This window comes from Streptococcus parasanguinis, from assembly GCF_047465465.1.
In the GTDB taxonomy this organism is placed as follows: Bacteria; Bacillota; Bacilli; order Lactobacillales; family Streptococcaceae; genus Streptococcus; species Streptococcus parasanguinis_AI.
Genome location: NZ_JASGZU010000001.1, coordinates 698691 through 718253 on the forward strand (window position 1 = coordinate 698691; position 19563 = coordinate 718253).

Annotated in this window: 22 protein-coding genes and 1 pseudogene; 2 read left to right on the forward strand and 21 right to left on the reverse strand. The window is 40.5% G+C overall.

Translation table 11 applies throughout. The annotated features are described in order from the left end of the window. Nucleotides 1-9 precede the first annotated feature (9 nt). The gene (locus QM351_RS03575; protein ID WP_414326565.1) at nucleotides 10-1152 is read right to left on the reverse strand and encodes a cysteine desulfurase family protein; all 1143 of its coding nucleotides are present in this window, start codon (nucleotides 1150-1152) and stop codon (nucleotides 10-12) included. 192 nt (nucleotides 1153-1344) lie between these two features. On the opposite strand from QM351_RS03575, the gene QM351_RS03580 reads away from it, so the two are divergent. Beyond that, a complete protein-coding gene (locus QM351_RS03580) occupies nucleotides 1345-1779 on the forward strand; it encodes a DUF6556 family protein (RefSeq protein ID WP_195487797.1) in 435 nt (144 codons plus the stop codon). 219 nt (nucleotides 1780-1998) lie between these two features. Here QM351_RS03580 and QM351_RS03585 read toward each other — a convergent pair whose 3' ends face one another. From QM351_RS03585 to QM351_RS03645, 13 genes are all read right to left on the reverse strand, one after another. Beyond that, complete coding sequence (locus tag QM351_RS03585; RefSeq protein WP_414326716.1) at nucleotides 1999-2421, reverse strand: hypothetical protein; 423 nt, start codon at nucleotides 2419-2421, stop codon at nucleotides 1999-2001. Between the two features lie 152 nt (nucleotides 2422-2573). Next, nucleotides 2574-2999 carry a hypothetical protein gene (locus QM351_RS03590; protein WP_414325742.1) on the reverse strand — a complete coding sequence of 142 codons (426 nt, stop codon included), beginning with the start codon at nucleotides 2997-2999 and terminating at the stop codon, nucleotides 2574-2576. A 30-nt stretch (nucleotides 3000-3029) separates the two neighbouring features. Beyond that, nucleotides 3030-3491, reverse strand: a complete 462-nt coding sequence (locus tag QM351_RS03595) for a hypothetical protein (RefSeq protein ID WP_414326717.1) — start codon at nucleotides 3489-3491, stop codon at nucleotides 3030-3032. A 57-nt stretch (nucleotides 3492-3548) separates the two neighbouring features. Further along, the gene (locus QM351_RS03600; protein ID WP_414326567.1) at nucleotides 3549-3986 is read right to left on the reverse strand and encodes a hypothetical protein; all 438 of its coding nucleotides are present in this window, start codon (nucleotides 3984-3986) and stop codon (nucleotides 3549-3551) included. Between the two features lie 38 nt (nucleotides 3987-4024). Further along, nucleotides 4025-4468, reverse strand: coding sequence for a hypothetical protein (locus tag QM351_RS03605; protein ID WP_315376303.1), 444 nt, complete (start codon nucleotides 4466-4468; stop codon nucleotides 4025-4027). Between the two features lie 146 nt (nucleotides 4469-4614). Continuing rightward, nucleotides 4615-5685 (reverse strand): ABC transporter substrate-binding protein, encoded by a 1071-nt coding sequence (locus QM351_RS03610; RefSeq protein WP_414326570.1) that lies wholly within the window; start codon nucleotides 5683-5685, stop codon nucleotides 4615-4617. Beyond that, complete coding sequence (locus QM351_RS03615) at nucleotides 5682-6455, reverse strand: ABC transporter permease (RefSeq protein WP_003002847.1); 774 nt, start codon at nucleotides 6453-6455, stop codon at nucleotides 5682-5684. The genes QM351_RS03610 and QM351_RS03615 overlap by 4 nt, the downstream gene beginning before the upstream one ends. Continuing rightward, nucleotides 6452-7258 carry an ABC transporter permease gene (locus QM351_RS03620; RefSeq protein WP_414326572.1) on the reverse strand — a complete coding sequence of 269 codons (807 nt, stop codon included), beginning with the start codon at nucleotides 7256-7258 and terminating at the stop codon, nucleotides 6452-6454. The genes QM351_RS03615 and QM351_RS03620 overlap by 4 nt, the downstream gene beginning before the upstream one ends. Next, the gene (locus QM351_RS03625; protein WP_371495905.1) at nucleotides 7239-8396 is read right to left on the reverse strand and encodes an ABC transporter ATP-binding protein; all 1158 of its coding nucleotides are present in this window, start codon (nucleotides 8394-8396) and stop codon (nucleotides 7239-7241) included. The genes QM351_RS03620 and QM351_RS03625 overlap by 20 nt, the downstream gene beginning before the upstream one ends. 208 nt (nucleotides 8397-8604) lie before the next feature. Further along, nucleotides 8605-9501, reverse strand: coding sequence for a UDP-N-acetylmuramate dehydrogenase (gene murB / locus QM351_RS03630; protein WP_414326574.1), 897 nt, complete (start codon nucleotides 9499-9501; stop codon nucleotides 8605-8607). Nucleotides 9502-9618: 117 nt separating this feature from the next. Continuing rightward, nucleotides 9619-10599 (reverse strand): hypothetical protein, encoded by a 981-nt coding sequence (locus QM351_RS03635; protein ID WP_414326576.1) that lies wholly within the window; start codon nucleotides 10597-10599, stop codon nucleotides 9619-9621. Between the two features lie 83 nt (nucleotides 10600-10682). Next, nucleotides 10683-11549 (reverse strand): homoserine kinase, encoded by an 867-nt coding sequence (gene thrB, locus QM351_RS03640; RefSeq protein ID WP_049492031.1) that lies wholly within the window; start codon nucleotides 11547-11549, stop codon nucleotides 10683-10685. Nucleotides 11550-11551: 2 nt separating this feature from the next. Next, nucleotides 11552-12838 (reverse strand): homoserine dehydrogenase, encoded by a 1287-nt coding sequence (locus QM351_RS03645; RefSeq protein WP_414326578.1) that lies wholly within the window; start codon nucleotides 12836-12838, stop codon nucleotides 11552-11554. A gap of 175 nt (nucleotides 12839-13013) precedes the next feature. On the opposite strand from QM351_RS03645, the gene QM351_RS03650 reads away from it, so the two are divergent. Further along, on the forward strand, nucleotides 13014-13892 hold the full coding sequence (locus QM351_RS03650) for a polysaccharide deacetylase family protein (protein WP_414326580.1): 879 nt from the start codon (nucleotides 13014-13016) through the stop codon (nucleotides 13890-13892). Nucleotides 13893-14077: 185 nt separating this feature from the next. On the opposite strand, the gene QM351_RS03655 is transcribed toward QM351_RS03650, so the two are convergent. The 7 genes and pseudogenes from QM351_RS03655 to QM351_RS03685 form a co-directional block, all read right to left on the reverse strand. Next, a complete protein-coding gene (locus QM351_RS03655; RefSeq protein ID WP_414326581.1) occupies nucleotides 14078-14647 on the reverse strand; it encodes an HD domain-containing protein in 570 nt (189 codons plus the stop codon). Nucleotides 14648-14673: 26 nt separating this feature from the next. After that, nucleotides 14674-15654 (reverse strand): hypothetical protein, encoded by a 981-nt coding sequence (locus QM351_RS03660; protein ID WP_225305937.1) that lies wholly within the window; start codon nucleotides 15652-15654, stop codon nucleotides 14674-14676. Nucleotides 15655-15656: 2 nt separating this feature from the next. Then, nucleotides 15657-16349 carry a DUF443 family protein gene (locus QM351_RS03665; RefSeq protein ID WP_150906277.1) on the reverse strand — a complete coding sequence of 231 codons (693 nt, stop codon included), beginning with the start codon at nucleotides 16347-16349 and terminating at the stop codon, nucleotides 15657-15659. Between the two features lie 12 nt (nucleotides 16350-16361). After that, nucleotides 16362-17051, reverse strand: a pseudogene (locus tag QM351_RS03670) (hypothetical protein). A 72-nt stretch (nucleotides 17052-17123) separates the two neighbouring features. Further along, on the reverse strand, nucleotides 17124-17780 hold the full coding sequence (locus QM351_RS03675; protein WP_081103055.1) for a hypothetical protein: 657 nt from the start codon (nucleotides 17778-17780) through the stop codon (nucleotides 17124-17126). 69 nt (nucleotides 17781-17849) lie between these two features. Continuing rightward, the gene (locus QM351_RS03680; RefSeq protein ID WP_414326584.1) at nucleotides 17850-18812 is read right to left on the reverse strand and encodes a hypothetical protein; all 963 of its coding nucleotides are present in this window, start codon (nucleotides 18810-18812) and stop codon (nucleotides 17850-17852) included. Nucleotides 18813-18926: 114 nt separating this feature from the next. Further along, a complete protein-coding gene (locus QM351_RS03685) occupies nucleotides 18927-19496 on the reverse strand; it encodes a TetR/AcrR family transcriptional regulator (protein WP_037599347.1) in 570 nt (189 codons plus the stop codon). Nucleotides 19497-19563: the final 67 nt, after the last annotated feature.

The window sequence follows — 19563 nt, forward strand, 5'->3', positions numbered from 1 at the left end:
CTTCTAAAATTAACGTACTTTTCGTGTTTGTTCGTAAATCAGTTTGAACTTGGTCAAGAATTGCTCGACTTGGCTCATGTCATTTTCAATATCAAGACTGAGGCGAACTGCTGTCTGTGCAACACTCTTGTCCACTCCCATGGCAATCAAGGTACCAGCTGGTTTTCCAGCCTTGGACGAGCAGGCACTGGTCGTCGAGATATAAATATCAAACTCTTCAAAGGCATGGACCACTACTTCACCACGAACTCCCTTGATCCCAAAAGTCAAGATGTGAGGGGCAAAGTGATCCTCACCAGAAAAGATTGTGACATCTGGATAGTTGGCCAATTCTTTGCGGATCACTTCTTTCATCTGCTGGGTCTTGCTGGCAAAAACTTCTTGGTTTTCCATAGCTAAGCGTAGGGCTTTTGCGGTTGCTGCGATACCTGCCACGTTCTCAGTTGTCGAGCGCATTTCTTTTTCTTGACCTCCACCCGTTAAGAGGGGTGCGATCTTTTTGCCTTCTTTGATGTAGACAAGACCAACTCCACGAAGGCCATGGAATTTGTGACTAGAGAAGGTCGCAAAGTCCACGCGCTCTGATAGATAAACTTCTGTTGCTACCTTGGCTAAAGCTTGAACAGCATCGACATGGAAACTAATCGTTGGGCGATCCTCAAGGAGAGCCGCAATTTCATGGATGGGCTGGATGGAGCCAATCTCATTGTTGACGGCCATGACAGAGACCAAGGTCGTATCTGGACGGAGAAGACTAGCCAAGGCATCCACTTTGACAAAGCCACGCGCATCCACTGGAGCATAATCCACTTCGAATCCCTGCGTCTTTAACCAAGCAGCGGACTCCTTGATAGCGGGATGCTCGATGTCAGAGACAATGATATGCTTGCCATAAGGAGCTTTCTCAAAGGCGACACCCTTGAGGATCCAGTTGTCCCCTTCTGTCCCACCAGACGTGAAGTAAATTTCTTCAGCTTTCTTGCCAATTAACTCTGCAATCTGTTTTCTAGAAGCCTCTAAAATACGAGTCGCTTGACTACCTAAATTGTGCAAACTAGAAGGGTTCCCCCAAATCCGAGTGGCCACTTCTGTATAGGTCGCAAGGGCCTCTGGATAGGGTTTGGTCGTTGCTGAATTGTCAAAATAAATCATGTCCTACGCATCCATCACTTTCTTTTTACGTAACTTCTATTTTATCATTTCTAACCGCTTGGGACAAGGATTTGATAAAGAGAGATGAAGTTAAATCACTTCATAAAATTCAGTTCTTTTTAGACATTTTTCAGAAAATGACTTATAATAAGAAAGTGTTAAAAAACAATTTTTGATAGAAAGAGAATGAACATGTCACAATATTCAAGAAGCAACAAAAACCAAAAACCTGAGGATACTACAGATTCTAGACCCTCACGTGGTGAAAAAGTCAAACAAGGCCTGTCACTATTTCAAACAGTTGTCGCCACGATTGCCAGTCTTTTAGGGATTATCGTCACTTCTTTTACGATTATAAGCCTGCTTAATAAAGACAATCAAAAAACAGAAGATAAACCATCTAGTAGCACCAGCGTCGTCGTGGTCCACGATAAGGGATCTGACTCAAGCGCTACCAATACAGATGCTAATACCAATACGCAAACCGATTCAAGCAATACAGATGCTAGTTCACAAAAAGAAACCGATAGCTCATCCGCTACAGAAAACAGTTCATCTGCCGCACAAGATCAAGGTTCCACCGCAACAGACAGTGGCGCAGATACAGCATCATCCGGAACAAACTAAAAAATCAGTAAGGACAACCTTACTGATTTTTTTAGCTTCTGATTCCATTTTTTCTGATGTTTATAGAAAGCATCGATCTCGTTGTCGTACTCCCATTTGAGCGTTGAGTGATCTTCCTGGATTTGATCCAATTGTTTATATGGAAAGTTCATGGGCCTATCACGATAAGTTGATTCAGCTAATGAACCATATAGATTGTCAAAACTTCTCAAATGCCAATTACTCAAGTAATCTCCCCCCTATTCTAATGTCGGATCCTATATACATCTCATCTAAATTTAATGTATTGTCCTCATTAATTGGGATATCTACTCCCCAACTCGATTCTTCAATATGATTTATACCTCCATAAACATTCATATAATATTCAGGAGTTGTCAGTCCACCATCACTCCATTGTGTCTGATCCCAATCAATCTGAACGGATTCAACTTTTGAATTTTGTGCTTTGACTAAATCAATGACCTTCTGTTCGTGTTCTTTTAGATAGTCCAGTTGTTCTTTCTTTATAGCTTCCTTCTCTTCCTTCAGGTCTTTCGTAGATGAAGAAAGATTCGTTTTCTCTTGCTTCGTATCTTCTTTCTGTTTCACGGTACACCCTCCTATACTTAGGAGCGCTACAATTGAAGCAACCATCATCATAATTTTTCGACTTTTCATAAGTCCCCCTATCATTCTGTACAGTTTTATTCTCTAAAATTTCCACCTGTTATTTCTGATTCTATTATGAACTCGTAGCTCAAGTATTCTTGAAATTCTTTCCTCTTAATAGGTAGAATGATCTGTTGATTATATTAAGGAAAATTTGAACCAGAGATTGAATCAATTGAAATTGGATTCTCAACATTTGGTTTTGGGACAATAAAGAATGAATAGCCATTGAGTTCCTTATCATTTGCCCCATAGACCTTTAAACGGATGTCAAATCCAGATTCCGTAAAAGCACCACTATCTCCTACTTTCACGCTATCCCAGTTATACTTGACCCGAACAACTTTTGGATCATTCGACTTTATGTAGTTCGTAATTTCGGACTCGTGTTTTTTTAAAAAGTTTACTTGCTTTTGTGTGACAGTTTCTGCATTTTCTTTGGTGGAGGAAGAGGTGGTAGTTTGTACTTGTTTCGTATGGGCTTTTTGATTTACACTACAACCTCCAATTCTTGTGAAAACAAGCATTAAAGCTATTAACTTAAGAATAAATTTCATTTTTCTTTTCATTTTCCTCCTAACACTAATACTTCTATTTACTCAGGAAAAAATTTTCCAACCACCATTTTCCTCGATATAAATATCATTAAGCATCCCCATTTTTTTAATAGTTGGTAGGCTATTTTGATCATCTAGGTAAAAATCAACTGAAAATTTTGTGTTTGCTAATTGATTAATCTGACCAGAAATAGATAAATTGTATCCACCACCCTGAGGCGTTCCATTTCCAGACTCTTCAATTTGCATACTGTTCCAATCAATCTGGACGGATTCAACTTTTGGATTTTGAACCTTCACAAAATCGACGATTTCTTGCTCGTGTTCTTTCAGATAAGCGAGCTGTTTTTGTTTAATGGCTTCTTTGCCTTCTTTAATTGATGAGGATGCGACAATTTTCTCTTGTCTGCTCTTTTCACGTTCTTGCTTCACACATCCTACTAGACATCCAAGTGTTGAAATGAAAGCAAGTGCGATCATCAGATTATTTATTTGTTTTCTCATAATTTTTTCGTTCAAAGGTTATTCTTCTATTGCATCTCTAATTGTCTAACGGATAAATCAATTCTTTTCTACTCGATATAAACTATCAGAACCAATTGAATCTATCCTAGGAATCTTATTTTCGTCTAACGTAAAATTCAGGCTAAAATTTGTTAGATCACTACCATTGGCATAACCATAAACTAATAGTATTTCGTCACCTCCCTGAGGTGTTCCATTACCTCCTACAACTGTTTTAATACTGTCCCAGTCATAAGACACCTGATGAATGTTGGCATTATGAGCTTTCACATAGGCTGTCATTTCTTGCTCATGTTCTTTCAAATAGGTGATTTGATTTTGCTTTGTCGCTTCTTTATCTTCCTTGCTTGTCGAAGAAGTTGCAATTGAGGCTTGTTTTGTTTGCTCTTTTGATTTTATAGTGCATCCTTCGATACTAAATAAAGCAACTATTGATGTTACTGTTAGCAAAATAATTTTAGTATGTTTCTTCATAATTTATCCTTAAATTTCAACATAGTTCAAAAAAACTACTACTCCAATATTTCTTCACCGATGGTTATATGGTTAAATATGGAAATTTTTTTCAAATCAATTGAATCGTCATCATTTATCGGCATAGAGGCGCTCCATCCAGAATTTTCAATATGATTTACTGTTCCATAAACTTCAATAGAATAATCAGGAAACAAGAATCCTCCATCACTCCATCTCACATCAGTCCAATCAATCTGAACTGACTCAATTTTTGAATTTTGAGCCTTCACATAATCAACAATTTCCTGCTCGTGTTCTTTGAGGTATGCTACTTGTTCTTTTTTTATTTCTTCTTTTGATTTTTGTACAACTTTCTTTGAGGATGAGGCTGTTACCTTCTGTTCGGGTCTTTTGGTCAGGGTCATGATTTTTCCTCCAAGAAAAACCAGTCCTAGTATCGGTAACAAAATGATCAAAAATAGTTCCACACGTCTCTTCATTTAATCTTCTCCAATCCTTCCTTTCATGACTAAATAGGCGGTCACTTTCCTTACTATTATAGCATCTTTCATTTGAATCTCAATCTAAGTCACTAGTTAGAGCTTTTTAAAGGTAATCAAAAAGGAACCCGGAGGTTCCTTTTGTGTTATTTTCGATACATTTTGACCTGAAGGTAAAGATCGTTATAGACTCCAAGCAATTTCTTGCCTAATTGTTGATAGACTTCCAAATGGTCCAGTGTTTCATCGCTTGGATAGAAGGCTTGATCATTTTGGATTTCTTTTGGCAACATGGCTTTGGCTTTTTTATTTGGCGTTGAGTAGCCGACATAAAGAGCATTTTTCAACGCATTTTTAGGACGAAGCATGAAGTTAATAAAGGCATATGCTGCTTCTTTATTTTTCACAGTTTTTGGAATGACAATGTTATCAAACCAAAGGTTGCTGGCTTCAGTTGGGACGACATAGCGAAGATCCTTATTGGCATCCAGCATTTGGCTGGCTTCTCCTGAGAAAGTAACCCCAATAGCTGCATTGTTTTGGATCATATAGCCTTTCATCTCATCGGCCACCAAAGCTTTGATATTTGGTGTCAAGGTGTAGAGTTTATCTACTGCCTCTTGCAATTTCTTGGGATCTTTTTCATTGAGACTATAGCCCAAGGTATTGAGACCAATTCCCATGACCTCACGCGCACCATCGTACATCATGATGTCATTTTTGTACTCTTCTCGCCAGAGATCAGACCAATGTTCCGGAGCTTCTTTGACCATCTTGGTATTGTAGACGATCCCCAAGGTACCCCAGAAATAAGGAACGGAATATTGGTTGCCCGGATCAAACGATTGGTTCAACAGTTTTGGATCAATATTTTCCATCCCTTTGATCTTGGATTGATCCAATTTTTCAACCAAATGCTCATCCATCATCTTGGCAATCATGTATTCACTCGGAATGGCAATATCGTAGGTCGTGCCCCCCTGCTTGATCTTAGTATACATGGCTTCGTTGGAATCAAAGGTATCATATTGCACCTGAATCCCTGTCTCTTTTGTGAATTCCGTTAGCAATTCTGGATCGATATAATCTCCCCAGTTGTAGATGACCAACTTGTCACTATTCTTGGTATTCATGCTCGCTTCGATCTGGTGGCTAATTCCCCAGAGGACCAGAATGACAAGGACAATCCCAGTTAGGAATGAATAAAGTTTTTTCATGCTGCTTCCTCCTTTTCACGGGTAATAAAGTAATAACCGATGACCAAGAGCACACTAAAGAGAAAGACAAGGGCGGACAAGGCATTGATACTGAGAGAAATCCCTTGACGCGCACGTGAGTAGATCTCTACAGACAAGGTTGTAAAGCCATTTCCGGTTACAAAGAAGGTCACGGCAAAGTCATCAAGCGAATAGGTAAAGGCCATAAAGTAGCCAGCAATAATGGCTGGTGTCAGATAAGGCAACATGATCTCTTTGAGCATTTGCACTTGGGTAGCTCCCAAGTCATAGGCCGCATTGACCATATCCCGGTTCATTTCCTTGAGTCGTGGCAAGACCATCAAGACCACAATGGGAATCGAGAAGGCCACGTGACTAGCCAGAACAGATAAGAAACCTAGCTGGTACTTCACCGTCGTAAAGAGAATCAAGAAGCTGGCCCCGATCATAACATCTGGCGCTACCATGAGAATATTATTAATGGAGAGCAAAGGACCTTCTAACTTCTTCTTCGATTGGTAGATATAAATGGCTCCAAAGGTTCCAATCACTGTCGCAATCAAGGCTGACAAGAAGGCCAAGAGGAAGGTCTCTGATAAGATCAGCATCAGGCGACTATCTGCGAACAATTCATTGAAATGCTCAAGCGTGAAGCCTGTGAAGGCATTCATATCTCCCCCTTTATTGAAGGCATAAAAGATCAAATAGAAGATGGGAAGATAGAGAATCAGAAAGACGAAACCTAGATAGAAATGAGATACTTTTTTCATCGTTCTCTCCTTTCTCTAGTTGCCCACATGGTAAAGAGCATAGCAAGGATCAGAACAACTCCGATGGTAGAACCCATTCCCCAGTTTTGTGTTGTCAAGAAGTGCTGTTCAATCGCAGTCCCTAAGGTAATGACGCGGTTTCCACCGATCATCCGTGTCAACATGAAGAGGCTCAGAGTAGGAATAAAGACAGACTGCACACCTGAGCGGACTCCATTCATGGACAAGGGGAAGACCACATGACGGAAGGTATCCCAACGATTGGCTCCTAAATCATAGCTGGCATTGATCAAGTTTGGATCTAAATCATCTAAGACATTAAAGATCGGCAAAATCATGAAAGGCAACTCGATGTAGCTAGCTACAAAGATAAAGGAGAAATCGGTAAAGAGGATCTGCTGGGGCGCGACTCCGAGAAAGCTCAAAAAGCTATTAATAGAGCCGTCTTGACCAAAGATTCCGATAAAGGCATAGGCCTTGAGCAAGAGATTGACCCAGGTTGGCAAGACGATCAACATCAACCACAACTGCCGGTGTTTGAGCAGCGTCAAAAAGTAAGCAGTCGGGTAGGAGATCAAGAGCGTCACCAAGGTGACGATTCCGGCATAAAGGACCGAATTAAAGCTCATCTTTAAATAGGTCAGATTTTGCGAAGTAAAGAACTCTTTGTAGTTTTCAAGTGAAAACTGCCCTTCAACGTTAAAAAACGATTGAAAGATGATCATGACTACAGGAGCCAAGACAAAGAGAAAAATCCACAAGAAATAGGGGAGGATAAATAGATTAGAGGTTGTTTTCTTCATCTCTTTCCTCCTCAATGGCATTAATCAAACCAGCTTCTTGCTCTTCTACTTCAACGTACTCTTCGATCCGCGCATCGAATTCTTCTTCGGTTTCATTGAGACGCATAACGTGGATATCTTCTGGTTCAAAGTCTAGCCCGATGACTTCTCCCACGATAGCCTTACGAGTAGAGTGAATCATCCACTCATTTTCCAAATCATCATAGGCGATGATCTCGTAATGCACACCACGGAAGAGCTGGGTGTCCACCTTTACTTGGAGCTTGCCTTCTTCAGGAAGAGTGATGCGCAAGTCTTCTGGACGAATGACGACTTCAACTGGTTCATTTGGACGCATTCCCCCGTCGACCGCTTCAAAGCGTTTGCCATTGAACTCAACCAAGTAGTCCTCGATCATGCGACCATCTAGGATGTTGGACTCCCCGATAAAGGTCGCTACAAAGTGGTTGATCGGTTCATCATAGATATCAACTGGTGTACCAGATTGGACGATCTCTCCTTCATTCATGACAAAGATCCAGTCGCTCATGGCAAGGGCTTCTTCTTGGTCGTGGGTAACAAAGACAAAGGTAATGCCTAAGCGTTGTTGCAATTCTCGCAACTCATACTGCATGTCTGTCCGAAGTTTCAAGTCAAGTGCAGACAAAGGCTCATCTAAAAGGACCACTCGTGGTTCATTGATAATAGCCCGTGCAATAGCTACCCGCTGGCGTTGACCACCCGATAATTTTTGGATCGAGCGTTTTTCAAATCCTGCTAACTGGACCATTTTCAATACTTCTGAAACCCGGCGTTCAATCTCAGCCTTGTCCAGCTTTTTCAAACGAAGGGGAAAAGCCACATTTTCAAAGACTGTCATATGCGGAAACAGGGCATAGGACTGAAAGACGGTGTGGACATCCCGCTTGTTAGTAGGGACATCATTGATCCGTTCCCCATCAAGGTAGACATCTCCAGAGCTAGCATCTAAAAGACCGGCAATAATATTAAGGATAGTTGATTTTCCTGATCCAGATGCACCGAGCAGGGTATAGAACTTCCCTTCTTCCAATTCAAAATTGATATCCTTTAGGACAACGGTTCCGCTATCTTCAAAGACCTTTGTAACATTTTTAAACTCAATAATTGGTTTTTTCAATTCACATAAATTCCTTCTTTACTACGATTACCAAACTGCTTTTCAAACGAAAACGCAGCGGCTGACAGGAAAACCTGTCAAGCCACCAATACCTCTCGGGGACTTACTAGACTGCCCCACCTATTTACGGTATCGATAGGCACTCACCCCCTTTCCGACTGATGCTATCGATGTTTACACTATCAATTGTTCTTCAATACTAACGTTCTTAGGTTTGACCGATAATACGAACTTCTGGTTCTAAACGAACACCTGAATGAGCCTCGACTGCTTCAATGACATGGGCGATCAGGTCTTCGTAGTCCTTAGCTGTTCCATTGTCCACATTGACCATAAAGCCAGCATGCTTTTCAGAGACTTCAACACCACCGATTCGATAGCCTTTTAAGCCTGCCTCGCTAATTAATTGACCAGCGAAATGGCCCACTGGACGCTTAAAGACAGATCCACAAGAAGGGTATTCAAGGGGTTGTTTCAGCTGACGAAGATGGGTCAAACGCTCCATCTCCTGCTTGATCGCCTCGTGATTGCCTGGTGACAAAGCAAATTTGGCAGAGATAACAACAGCACCTGTCTCTTGAATCTTAGAATGACGGTAGCCAAAAGCTAGTTCACTCGCTGACAGAGTTTCGATCTCTCCGTCTTTGGTCAAGACCTTACAGGATACTAGGACATGAGCGATCTCTCCCCCATAGGCTCCCGCATTCATAAAGACAGCACCACCGACACTGCCTGGAATGCCACTAGCAAACTCGAAGCCTTTCAAACTATGGTGCAAGGCCACATGAGTGGTGTCGATGAGTTTAGCTCCTGCCTCTGCTTCGATCACATACCCATCCACACTGATGTCACGCAAGCGATCAAACATAATGACAAATCCCGGAATGCCCCCATCTCGGACAATGATATTGGACGCATTGCCCAGGACCATCCATGGGATTTGCTCTTGGTTGGCAAATTGGACGATGCGTTTTAATTCGTATTGGTTGCGAGGAAAAGCTAAAAATTCTGCATTCCCACCTACCTTTGTAAAGGTATAATGTTTTAAAGCTTCTTGAAAACGGATATCAATTCCTTCAAGAATTTGATTTATTTTTTCATTCATCTTTCTGTCTGTTCTCTCTCTATAAAATACAAACTATTATACCAAATTTTTGACTATTTTTCGACCCTAAAAAACAAAAGAAGACCTATAATATTCAGGCCTTCCTTTTATCATTCACTATGCAATTTTACGAGCGATGGCACGATTCTTCTGTCCATCCAGAGCTGATTTGACCGAAATCCAAGCACCACCAAGAGTGAAGACAGCTAGCAATCCTAGATTCAAGTAAAATTTATCTGGGACGTCCCCTGAGAATGTCGCTTCATTAAGAAGCGTCCAGGACATATCAAATGGCAAATCCAGTTCACTCATGAGCGCCAAAGTATAATCTAATTGGTTGACCAAAAAGACCGTCAAGACCATCAAAATAGCTGAAACTACCACACCTTTTTTAGTCAATTTCTTACCAAGGATCTCATAACCTTTGATAGTACAATAACCGAGGGCAGCCCCTGCTAAAACAGACACATAGCCAAGACGCGCTACCAAGAGGGCAACTGCTCCACCGATGATCACACCGATCACAGCGCCTACAATCCCTAAAAGGAAATTCTCTTCCCGCGCTTCATAAGCCTCAACTGTATCTTGCACTTCGGCTTGGTAGGCTCTAAAGGTTGCATCGTCGATTAAAAAGATCGCATCTCCAATTTGATACAGACCGATTGGTCCTTCCTCACCCGTTTCCGCATTCACTTGCACAAATTGGTGGTTGAGCAAGAAATCAACAATATCTTGGATAGCTGTCCATAAGGTTTCGACAGCCTTCCCTTTGGTCATTCCACCCTTGACAACGATCGAGGTCAAGTAACCATCAGAAGAGATAGCATTAATGGCTTTTGATTGTTCTTTTAATTCATTCCAAAGAATTTCACTATCTTCGATCAAGTCTCCTTCGGAACCTTGTTTCACACTGAGTGAAATGGTAAATACATTCTTGGTTTGAGCGCCTTCAATGACCAACAAGAAGCCTTCACGCTCTCCATACATCACACGAGCTTCGCCATCAAATTGCAGACCAAGATCGGTAGCAATACTATATAAATATTCTGGTTTCATGTTTCCCCCTAGATTTTCAGGAAAGCTTGAGCTTTTCCCCATACTGTTCCCATTCTACCATAGGAGAAGCAAAAAGGACATATACATTCGTATACATCCTTCTTTCATTTGTGTTACATTCGGGTTTAATTCTCAACACGAACGCCAAATGTGTCAATTTTAAGTTGGAAAATCTGACCATCTAGCCCGAGTTTTTCGAGAGCTGCAACAAAGGCTGCTGCATGCTCTGGCGCTAAGAGGTTCATGATCGTTGGGCCTGCTCCCGACAGATAGGTGGCGTAAGCCCCATGCGCATGGGCGACTTCTTTGACCTGAGGAAACTCTTTGACAAGAGATTGACGGTAGCGTTCGTGGAAATGATCAGACTCGATGGAGCGACCAGCCGTCAGCAAATCTCCCTTGAGGAGAGCTGCGATAGCGACATTGGCTACGCTACTGGCTGCAACAGCTTCCTTATAAGACCATTCTTTCGGTAGGACATTCCGACTATCACTGGTCTTCAATTGGTAGCTCGGTACAAAGGCCACAAGGTCACAGCTTGGGAAGTCAGCCGTGACATATTGGACATCTTCACCGATGTAGCTCGCAATGACCATATTCCCAAAGATAGCTGGAGCTACATTATCCGGATGACCTTCGATCTCGGTCGCGATGCGTAATTTCTCAGCGTCTGATAGCTGGAGGTTGGCTAATTGGTTGGCCAATTCAATCCCTGCGACAATGACCGAGCTAGAAGATCCAAGACCACGCGCCAAAGGCACTTCACTAGTCATCTTGATCCGATGGGGTTGCATATCAGTTGAGATAGAAAGAGCTGTTGAGAGCAAAAGGTTTTTCTCATCTGTCGGAATCCCTGCTCCAAGATCATGCTCAATAAACCAAGCATCTGCTGGTTCAAGGACTTCAATGGTCAAATAGCGAGTCACGGCAATCCCAACAGAATCAAATCCTGGCCCTACATTGGCACTGGTTGCTGGAACAATAATTTTCATGCTTATTCTCCCAAGACTTTAAAGGTATTCAAGAGTTCGAAATTCGCCTCTGAATCCAATTTTTCAACCAAGTTCTTGAATTGAGTTTGGTTAACTTGGTGAGTAATGATGACAACACTTGCATAGTGACCATCTGAGTCTTCTTGAAGGATTTGCTTGAAGGAAGCTCCTTCTGCATTAAAGATTTCCGCAAGACGCAAGATTTGACCAGTCGCATCTGGTGCCTTGATTGAGAAGTAATAATTGTTCTTCACGTCTTCTGGCTTAGCCAATTGAAGAGGGCGACTGTATTCATTGAAGGCTTTACCGATCGTTCCTTCTTTTAGACGACGGACAATGCGGACGAGGTCGGCTACGACACTTGTCGCAGTTGGTTTTTGACCAGCACCTGGTCCGTAGTACATAGACTCACCAATACCGATGGATTCCACATAGACCGCATTCATGACATCATTCACTCCTGCGAGTGGATGTTGTTTTGGAAGGAAGGTTGGTGTCACTTCTGCTGCGATCCCTGACTCTGTTTCAACGATAGATCCGACCAGCTTAATGACATATCCAAGGCTTTGAGCAACCGATACATCTTGAGGAGTGATCTGGCTAATTCCTTTGTGACCTACTTGGTCAAATTGGATATTCATCCCAAAAGCGAACTGGCTCAAGATCACCATCTTGTATGCAGCATCGATTCCTTCAACGTCGTTGGTTGGATCACTTTCAGCGTAACCAAGACGTTGCGCTTCTGCTAAAGCATCCTCATAAGTCCAGCCTTCTTCGACCATTTTGGTCATCATGAAGTTAGATGTTCCATTGACCACCCCGAGCACTTTGGTCACCTTGTCGGAAGCAAGGGAATTCACCAAGGTCCGAAGGATTGGGATCCCACCAGCTACGGCAGCTTCATAATAAAGAGCCACTTTGTGTTTTTGAGCAATCTCTAGCAACTCGCTTCCATGAACGGCAAGAAGGTCTTTGTTAGCAGAAACCACGTGCTTCCCTGCTTCAAGAGCACGGGTGATAAAGGTCTTAGCTGGCTCGATACGACCCATCAATTCAACCACGATGGCAATGTCCTTGTCTTCAATGATCTCATCGACATTGGTCACAAAGTTGTAGTCATGACCAGCAGCTTGTAATTTTTCCTTCTCAGCATCATCTCGAACCAAGACCTTGGCGATCTCGATTTCATCTTGAGCTGCCTGGGTGATTTTTTCATGGTTTTCTTTTAATAAAAATGGTACGCCACTTGCAACAGTACCAAATCCTAGTAAGGCAATCTTAACAGACATCCTATTGACTCCTTGAATTTTCTATAGTAGCTCCATTATAACAAAAACTTGAGCGTTTGACAGCCAATTGCCTTAAAAATTCTGAATTTTCATGACAGGATCTGCCTGTAGCAAGTTCTGGAAAAGAACCTAGAATTTGTGGTACAATAAAGAAAATAATGAAAACGGTGACACTATGAGTAAACGAAGAGTACCTAAAAAAATCAAAGCCCTACTTGGAATCAATGCCCTCCTACTGGTCTGTATCTTTATTTGTAGCTTTCTTCTGATCAAGCGGATCACTCAACCCAGTGACGGAAATACAAGTGGCACTGCCATGACGCGTTCTCTCGAAGAAGGTAGCTCCTCTATCGAGTGGACTCGGGTGAAAAAGCCGGTCAAACTGCCCATCCTCATGTACCACTCCGTGCACAATATGGCCGAGTCTGAAGCTGCCAATGCCAATCTGATTGTCGATCCAGAAACCTTTGAAAGCCAACTAAAGGCCCTGAAAAATGCGGGCTACTACACATTGACGCCAGAGGAAGCCTATCGCATCCTCGTCAAGAACGAAGTACCCAAAGGAAAGAAATTTGTCTGGCTGACCTTTGATGATGGCGTCGAAGATTTCTATACTATCGTCTATCCGCTTCTTAAGAAGTACAAGATGACCGCCACCAATAATATCATCACGGACTTTACCCAAAAGGAAAAAGAAAATGTCCTGACCTTTGACCAAATCAAAGAGATGAAAAGTGCTGGCTTGACCTTTGAAAGCCATACGGTCAATCATCCAGACCTAGCCAATTCCAGTCTTGAGACCCAAAAGAATGAGCTAGTTGCTTCTAAACGCCTGCTAGATAAGGTGCTGGATCAAAATACCAGCGTTATCGTCTACCCATCCGGTCGCTACAGCCAGGTCACGATCGACCAAGCCAAGAAAGCTGACTACAAACTAGGCCTCACCACTAAAAATGGACTAGCCAGCTCCGCTGATGGACTCTATTCCCTCAAACGAGTCCGGATCCTTCCAACCACTACAGGAGAGGATCTTTTAGCTATGATTCAAGATTAAAGAAAGAGGCTGGGACAAAAGTCCTAGCCTCTCAATTATTTTTGGATTGTCGAGTAAGACGCAGTGGTTGAGTGGGCTCTACTACGCTGATTTCATCAGCTTTTACAGCCCTACTCAACTGTGCGGAGGTGGGACGACGAAATCGAATTCTAACGAATTACCGATTTCTGTCCCACTCTCTTTTGTTAGAGTTCCTTCTCTAGTTCTTTTAGAAAGGTGATTAAAAATTGATGGCGACTTTCTGCTATTTGCTTTGCAGTCTCCGTGTTCATTTCATCTTTTAAGAGGAGCAACTTGTCATAGAAATGTTGGACAGTATCAGTGAGAGACCTCCCTTTGTGGCCACCATAGGAAAAAGTTCGCGCAATTCCTACAGCTCCTATCGCATCTAGGCGGTCCGCATCCTGGACAATCTTGCCTTCTAAGGTTTCTGGATGTTTACCACGATTTTTACTGAAAGAAACAGCATTGATAACCCGACAAATCTGGTCGATTTGGTCTTGAGGAATACCGATCTCTTCTAGAAACATGCGAGCATTCGCATTATTCTCTGTTTGAAACAATTTATCATCAGCAGCATCATGAAGAAGAGCTGACAAGCCCACTATCTCCAGATCACATGGACCTTCTGCTTGTGCGATTCTCATAGCATTGGTATAGACGCGGAGAGTATGCTCCACATCATGGCCATCCGCTCGATCAGCAAATAAGGTTTTAACATACTGCTTAGCAGCTTGGATTCGTTCTTCGATCATCGTTCTTGTCCTTTGTCTTTCTTACTTCAATCAATCTCATTATACACCTTATGAGCCTTTTCTAGATCGTAATAGTGATCAAATTCTTCTTTTGTCTGCGTAGTATGGGTCTGCCCATCTCTTGATAGCTCAGCTGGAATCGTGACATCTTGATAGAGATTCACACCCTTCTTCATAAAGAGTTCAAATACAGCAATACTTCTTGCATATTGATCCGCACTATTCTGGGGTTTTATTACTATGACTTTCGTATCTTTTTGATTTAAGAGTTTATAGGCCTTCGAAGACTTCTTAAATTGCGTTTTTGAGAGATCCTTGGGATCAATCGAAAACCAATTTTTAAAAAATTTCAATTCTTCAATACTGCTCTTCTCACGATCAATTGGTACATTGAAATCTGGAATCGGTTTTCTTTGGTGATCATTCTCTAAGGTCTCATTTCTTTCAAGTTTACGAGTGTCTAGATTCAAGTACATCATTTTTCGAACTGAGTTATCTTTGGTACTGCGAATTTGTAAGGAAACTAACTCACGTCCATTCCATGAATATACTGAGCCTAATTCTGTAGGAATATAATCCGGATCAAATTGTTCTACAACTTTAAACAAATCAAGCTCTTTCTCTTCTTTCAATCGTTCACCATTAACCTTGTAGACACTAACAGTCCAATATTCATCCTTTTCTGGAGGAGTTGTACGATAGTAAAAATTTTCTCTAAATTTCACATTCATATGCAAAATGTGCTTTGAACCGACTCTGATAGGATCAAAATAATAATAAGACCCATATTCCCTCATCAACCGATCTTCCTTGGGATCGGTTGATTTCCAGTGAGTGATAATGCCTGCACCATCCGCAATCATCTCATAGTCATCAATTTTCGCTTTTCCACTATAATCAGTAAATTGTTTATAATAACTCTCAGTTGAAAAGCGTATATAGAGCCAAATACCAGCAATGAGCGAGAACAAAACTAGTAAAGCAAGCACCATTTTTTTCTTTGTCATTTTCACGATTTAAACAGATCCTTTCTAAGAGATTTTATGTTCACTTTGTAATCCACCACTGGTGAAAAAAATAGCACATTACCAGAAAACACAAACAGCGATAAAAATACCAACAAAGCTATATGAAGGATAAAGTTTTGTGCAATATTACTAAATATTGCACAAGATGAAAATACAACCAACCCAGCAAAAAAAGTTGGAGCTATCATTGATAATAATCTATGCTTTCTATCATTTGCGACGAGGTATATCTTTATAGGGTGGTTGCTATTTACAATGTTGGGCATTGGTTTCCGAATGCTTGTCCATATCCGAATCCCTATTACAAGGCTAAAAACTAGAGCCAACATTCCAAAATTTAGCACATGTGAAGTAAAATAAAGATATTTTTCAACAGGAAAGGCCTTCGATAACAGCACGGCAGTTGTACCCATACCAAAAGCTGAAGCAAAACCTTTCTTCCGAGTACCCTTTTTATTGAGAACTTTAGAAAGATCCGAGGGAGCTAGAGTCTGCACTTCTTCCTTAGTTAAAGGATAGGCACGATGAGGGATGAAGCTTAAAATCCATGGAAAGAAATAGCTAATGAGAAAGGGACGATCGGCATCGACTAAATAAGACTCACCATCCATTTGTAAGATCCGGTAACGAAGATTAATTTTTGATAATTGTTCTATTTTTGCTTTTTTTAGCATGCATAGTTCCTTCTAATTTTCTTTGTAAACAGATTTATCCTCATCCACTGCTTCCAGTCTCTCAAATTCAATCCGTCCCTTTCTATAGGCATATTCCAGTGGAATACTACCTGATTCGATCCAAATATAAAGATAAGCCAACATTCCATTGACAAAAAGTAAACCAGCTTCAGTACCATTATGAATTTTCATATAGATTCCAAACACAATAAAAATTGGAACAAGAAAAACATAAGCATGAAATTGGCGCTGCTTCTTTACATTTCGAAAGACGATCTTATATTTTGGACGATTGGGTGTAAGGCGTCTGGCAATTTCTTTTCGTGATCTCCAGAGGATGAATCTATAAATAACAAAAGCTAGCAGAATTGACAATAAAAAAAATAGGATTTTTAAATGGAGATTCTGACTAATGCTATAATATCTAAAAATTCCAGCCCAGATTCTATTGAGGACCAAACTAAGTCCAATTCCAAGACTTACCGCTAACGAATGGCTACCTTAAGGAGCCATTTTAATTTTTTTATCAAAGTTTCTATTTGAATCCTCTAACTCTATGATATCCAACTTGAACTCCTTAGGAGCAAATCCCCAATAGTAACTTTTAGAGGTCAACGAATTTGAATCTAAAACATACCTTTTTCCATCCATTTCAAGGATGCCAAAATAATAGACATCCAAGGCTTTAAAATTAACTGCCATTTATTTTATTTGATCACTTTCTGAATTAATGTTATTTGCCAATTAAGTAACTTCTACGATATCACAAAACGTCTACTGTTCTTCTATTTTTTCAAGAATAATTTGACCTTGCTTGTAGGGAAGAGCAATTGGGTAACTTCCTAGAGTAAACATGAAAAAGAATAAGGATACGATTCCATTGATTACCAAAAAAGCTCCTTCTGTTCCATTATTCAAACCAAGAAAGAAAAGTAAACAAATGAAAATTGCTCCAACTAAAGGATATACTCCTCCGTTACTTTTCTTAATAGTTGTAAAGGTAACTGTGTATTTACGGCTGTTTTTAGGAATCCATTTATCTGCTTTTTTATGGGCCAACTTTAATGAAATCAGAATAGCAAAATAAGAAATCAGCATAGAAATTGCAAAGAGTAATAACTTTAATAATACTTGCTCACTAAGATTGTTTTGAATAAAAAGCCGCTTTAGAACATCATAACCAACTTTGACAATTGGTTGGACAATGATGGCTGCCATTGTCGTACTGATAGGTGTTGTAGGTTTGATTTCGAACTGGGTATTATTCTTTTCAATCTCCACCATATCCACTATAATCGTATCTGTTTTAATTCCCCAGTAGTAACTCTTAGGACTCATTGTACTCGTATCCATGATATACTTTTTCGATTCTTGATCTATCTGGACAATCTGAATACAGGTCATATTTGAATTTTTAAATTTTAATTCCATTTGTTTACTCATTTTTATTTTTAATATTTTCAACGTAACTTTTTCTTTTCATATTGTTTCTTTCACACACTACTCTGGATGATTAGTAGACCAAGCCTGCAGTTCATCGTAGGATTTTATTTGTGTTTTCTCACCGGTCTTTGGATCCGTCGCATAGACCTCTAACACGTCCTGTCCCTTTGGCGCAAACCAATGAAGAACTGTATCAAACCACTCTTTGGTTGAAAACTGCTTAGGTCTCATATATAAACGAGCTAAATTCTTTATATCCTTAGCCATTTCCGGATAGTCTTGTGCAAAATTTGTATTGGAAATATCTATCTTTTCACGATCTTCTTTTGAAAGTGAGGTATCAATATAACCAGCTGTGAATTTCAAATGGTACTTTTCTTTCATAGCTTGCCGAATGTTATTATAAACATTCCCCTTAGACATTTCCTGTTCAGTGGCAGAAAAAAGTGATTTACCATAATCCTCAAAATTTTCAAGGTCTTCAATTTTTTGATTCGTAATATCAACTATGATTTTTCTACTATCATTATTTCCAACTTTATACAAAGTTACCGGTATGTAATCCTTGTTATCTGCATAATACTGACTGATATCGTACGCACCTCGATACTCTTTTTTCCCTAATAATTGATATACTTCCGTCTTTTTACTTGGAAATCCAGTAGCATTTAAATCATAAGAAATAATATTAAAATACTCATCTTTTGCAATTTTAGGTGAACCATTTTTCTCTCTATCAATCATACTTTGATTGATCTCTTTTTGATGGACATCCAAAACCGAAATATAATCTTGACCAAATGCTATCCCACCTATCCCATCTTTTTGCGCAACAAATACAAATTTATTGTCATCAAAAAGATGAATTCTAGGTTTCTGAGTTTTCGCATCTATATATTTCTGCTTGGTTTCTTGCTGACTCGTTTTTCCATGCTTTTGAACTTGCTTCAACAAGTAGAAAGATCCTATACTTACTAAAAGGACTAGCACTCCTATTATTTTCTTATTCACTCGTTTCATTTCAACCTCCACTCTCCTAGTTAACTCCTACCATGATACCGAAATTTTGCGACTGGGGCAACTTCCTCACTAGTTGGTAATAGTTGCAAGAAAAAAACCACCTCTCGGTGGTGTTTACTTCTTCTTTTGTGGAAAGAGGGGCAGGCCTAGGGTCGCGATTTTCTCAGCGGGAATCTTCATGCCATCCTTGATCCATTTGGAGATGACAGAGACAATGGCTGAGCTCCAGAAGGAATTGAGGTAGCTGCCAGCGCCATTTGATGAGCTGCCATTTCGTTTTTCTAAAAAGTCATAGACTGCCTTGGTCAAGAGCCGTTCAAAATTGTAATCAATGGCCAGGCTGATAATCTTAGCTTCTTTCTTAACTTCCTTAAAAAGATAGACCCAGACTTGGTAGAGATCTGTCTTGAGGTTGTAGCCATCTAAAGACTTGGTAATTTTTGCGATACTAGATTGAAAGATAGACTCAAGAATCTCTTCTTTTGATCCATAATTGCGGTAAAAGGCCGCGCGAGAGACCCCAGCACGCTGAACCAGCTCAGAGATGGTGATCTTTTTCAGATCTTTTTTCTCCAATAGTTGCAGGAGAGAGATTTCGATGGATTCTCGTGTAATCGCATTGTTTTCTTGGTTAAATCGTTTGAGATTTTCCAAGGATTTCTCGGATATTTTTCTTTCTGCCATAACATTTACTTTCTATCTGTCTCACCTGATGTTATCTGCTTGGATAGCATGGTACTTCATGATATAA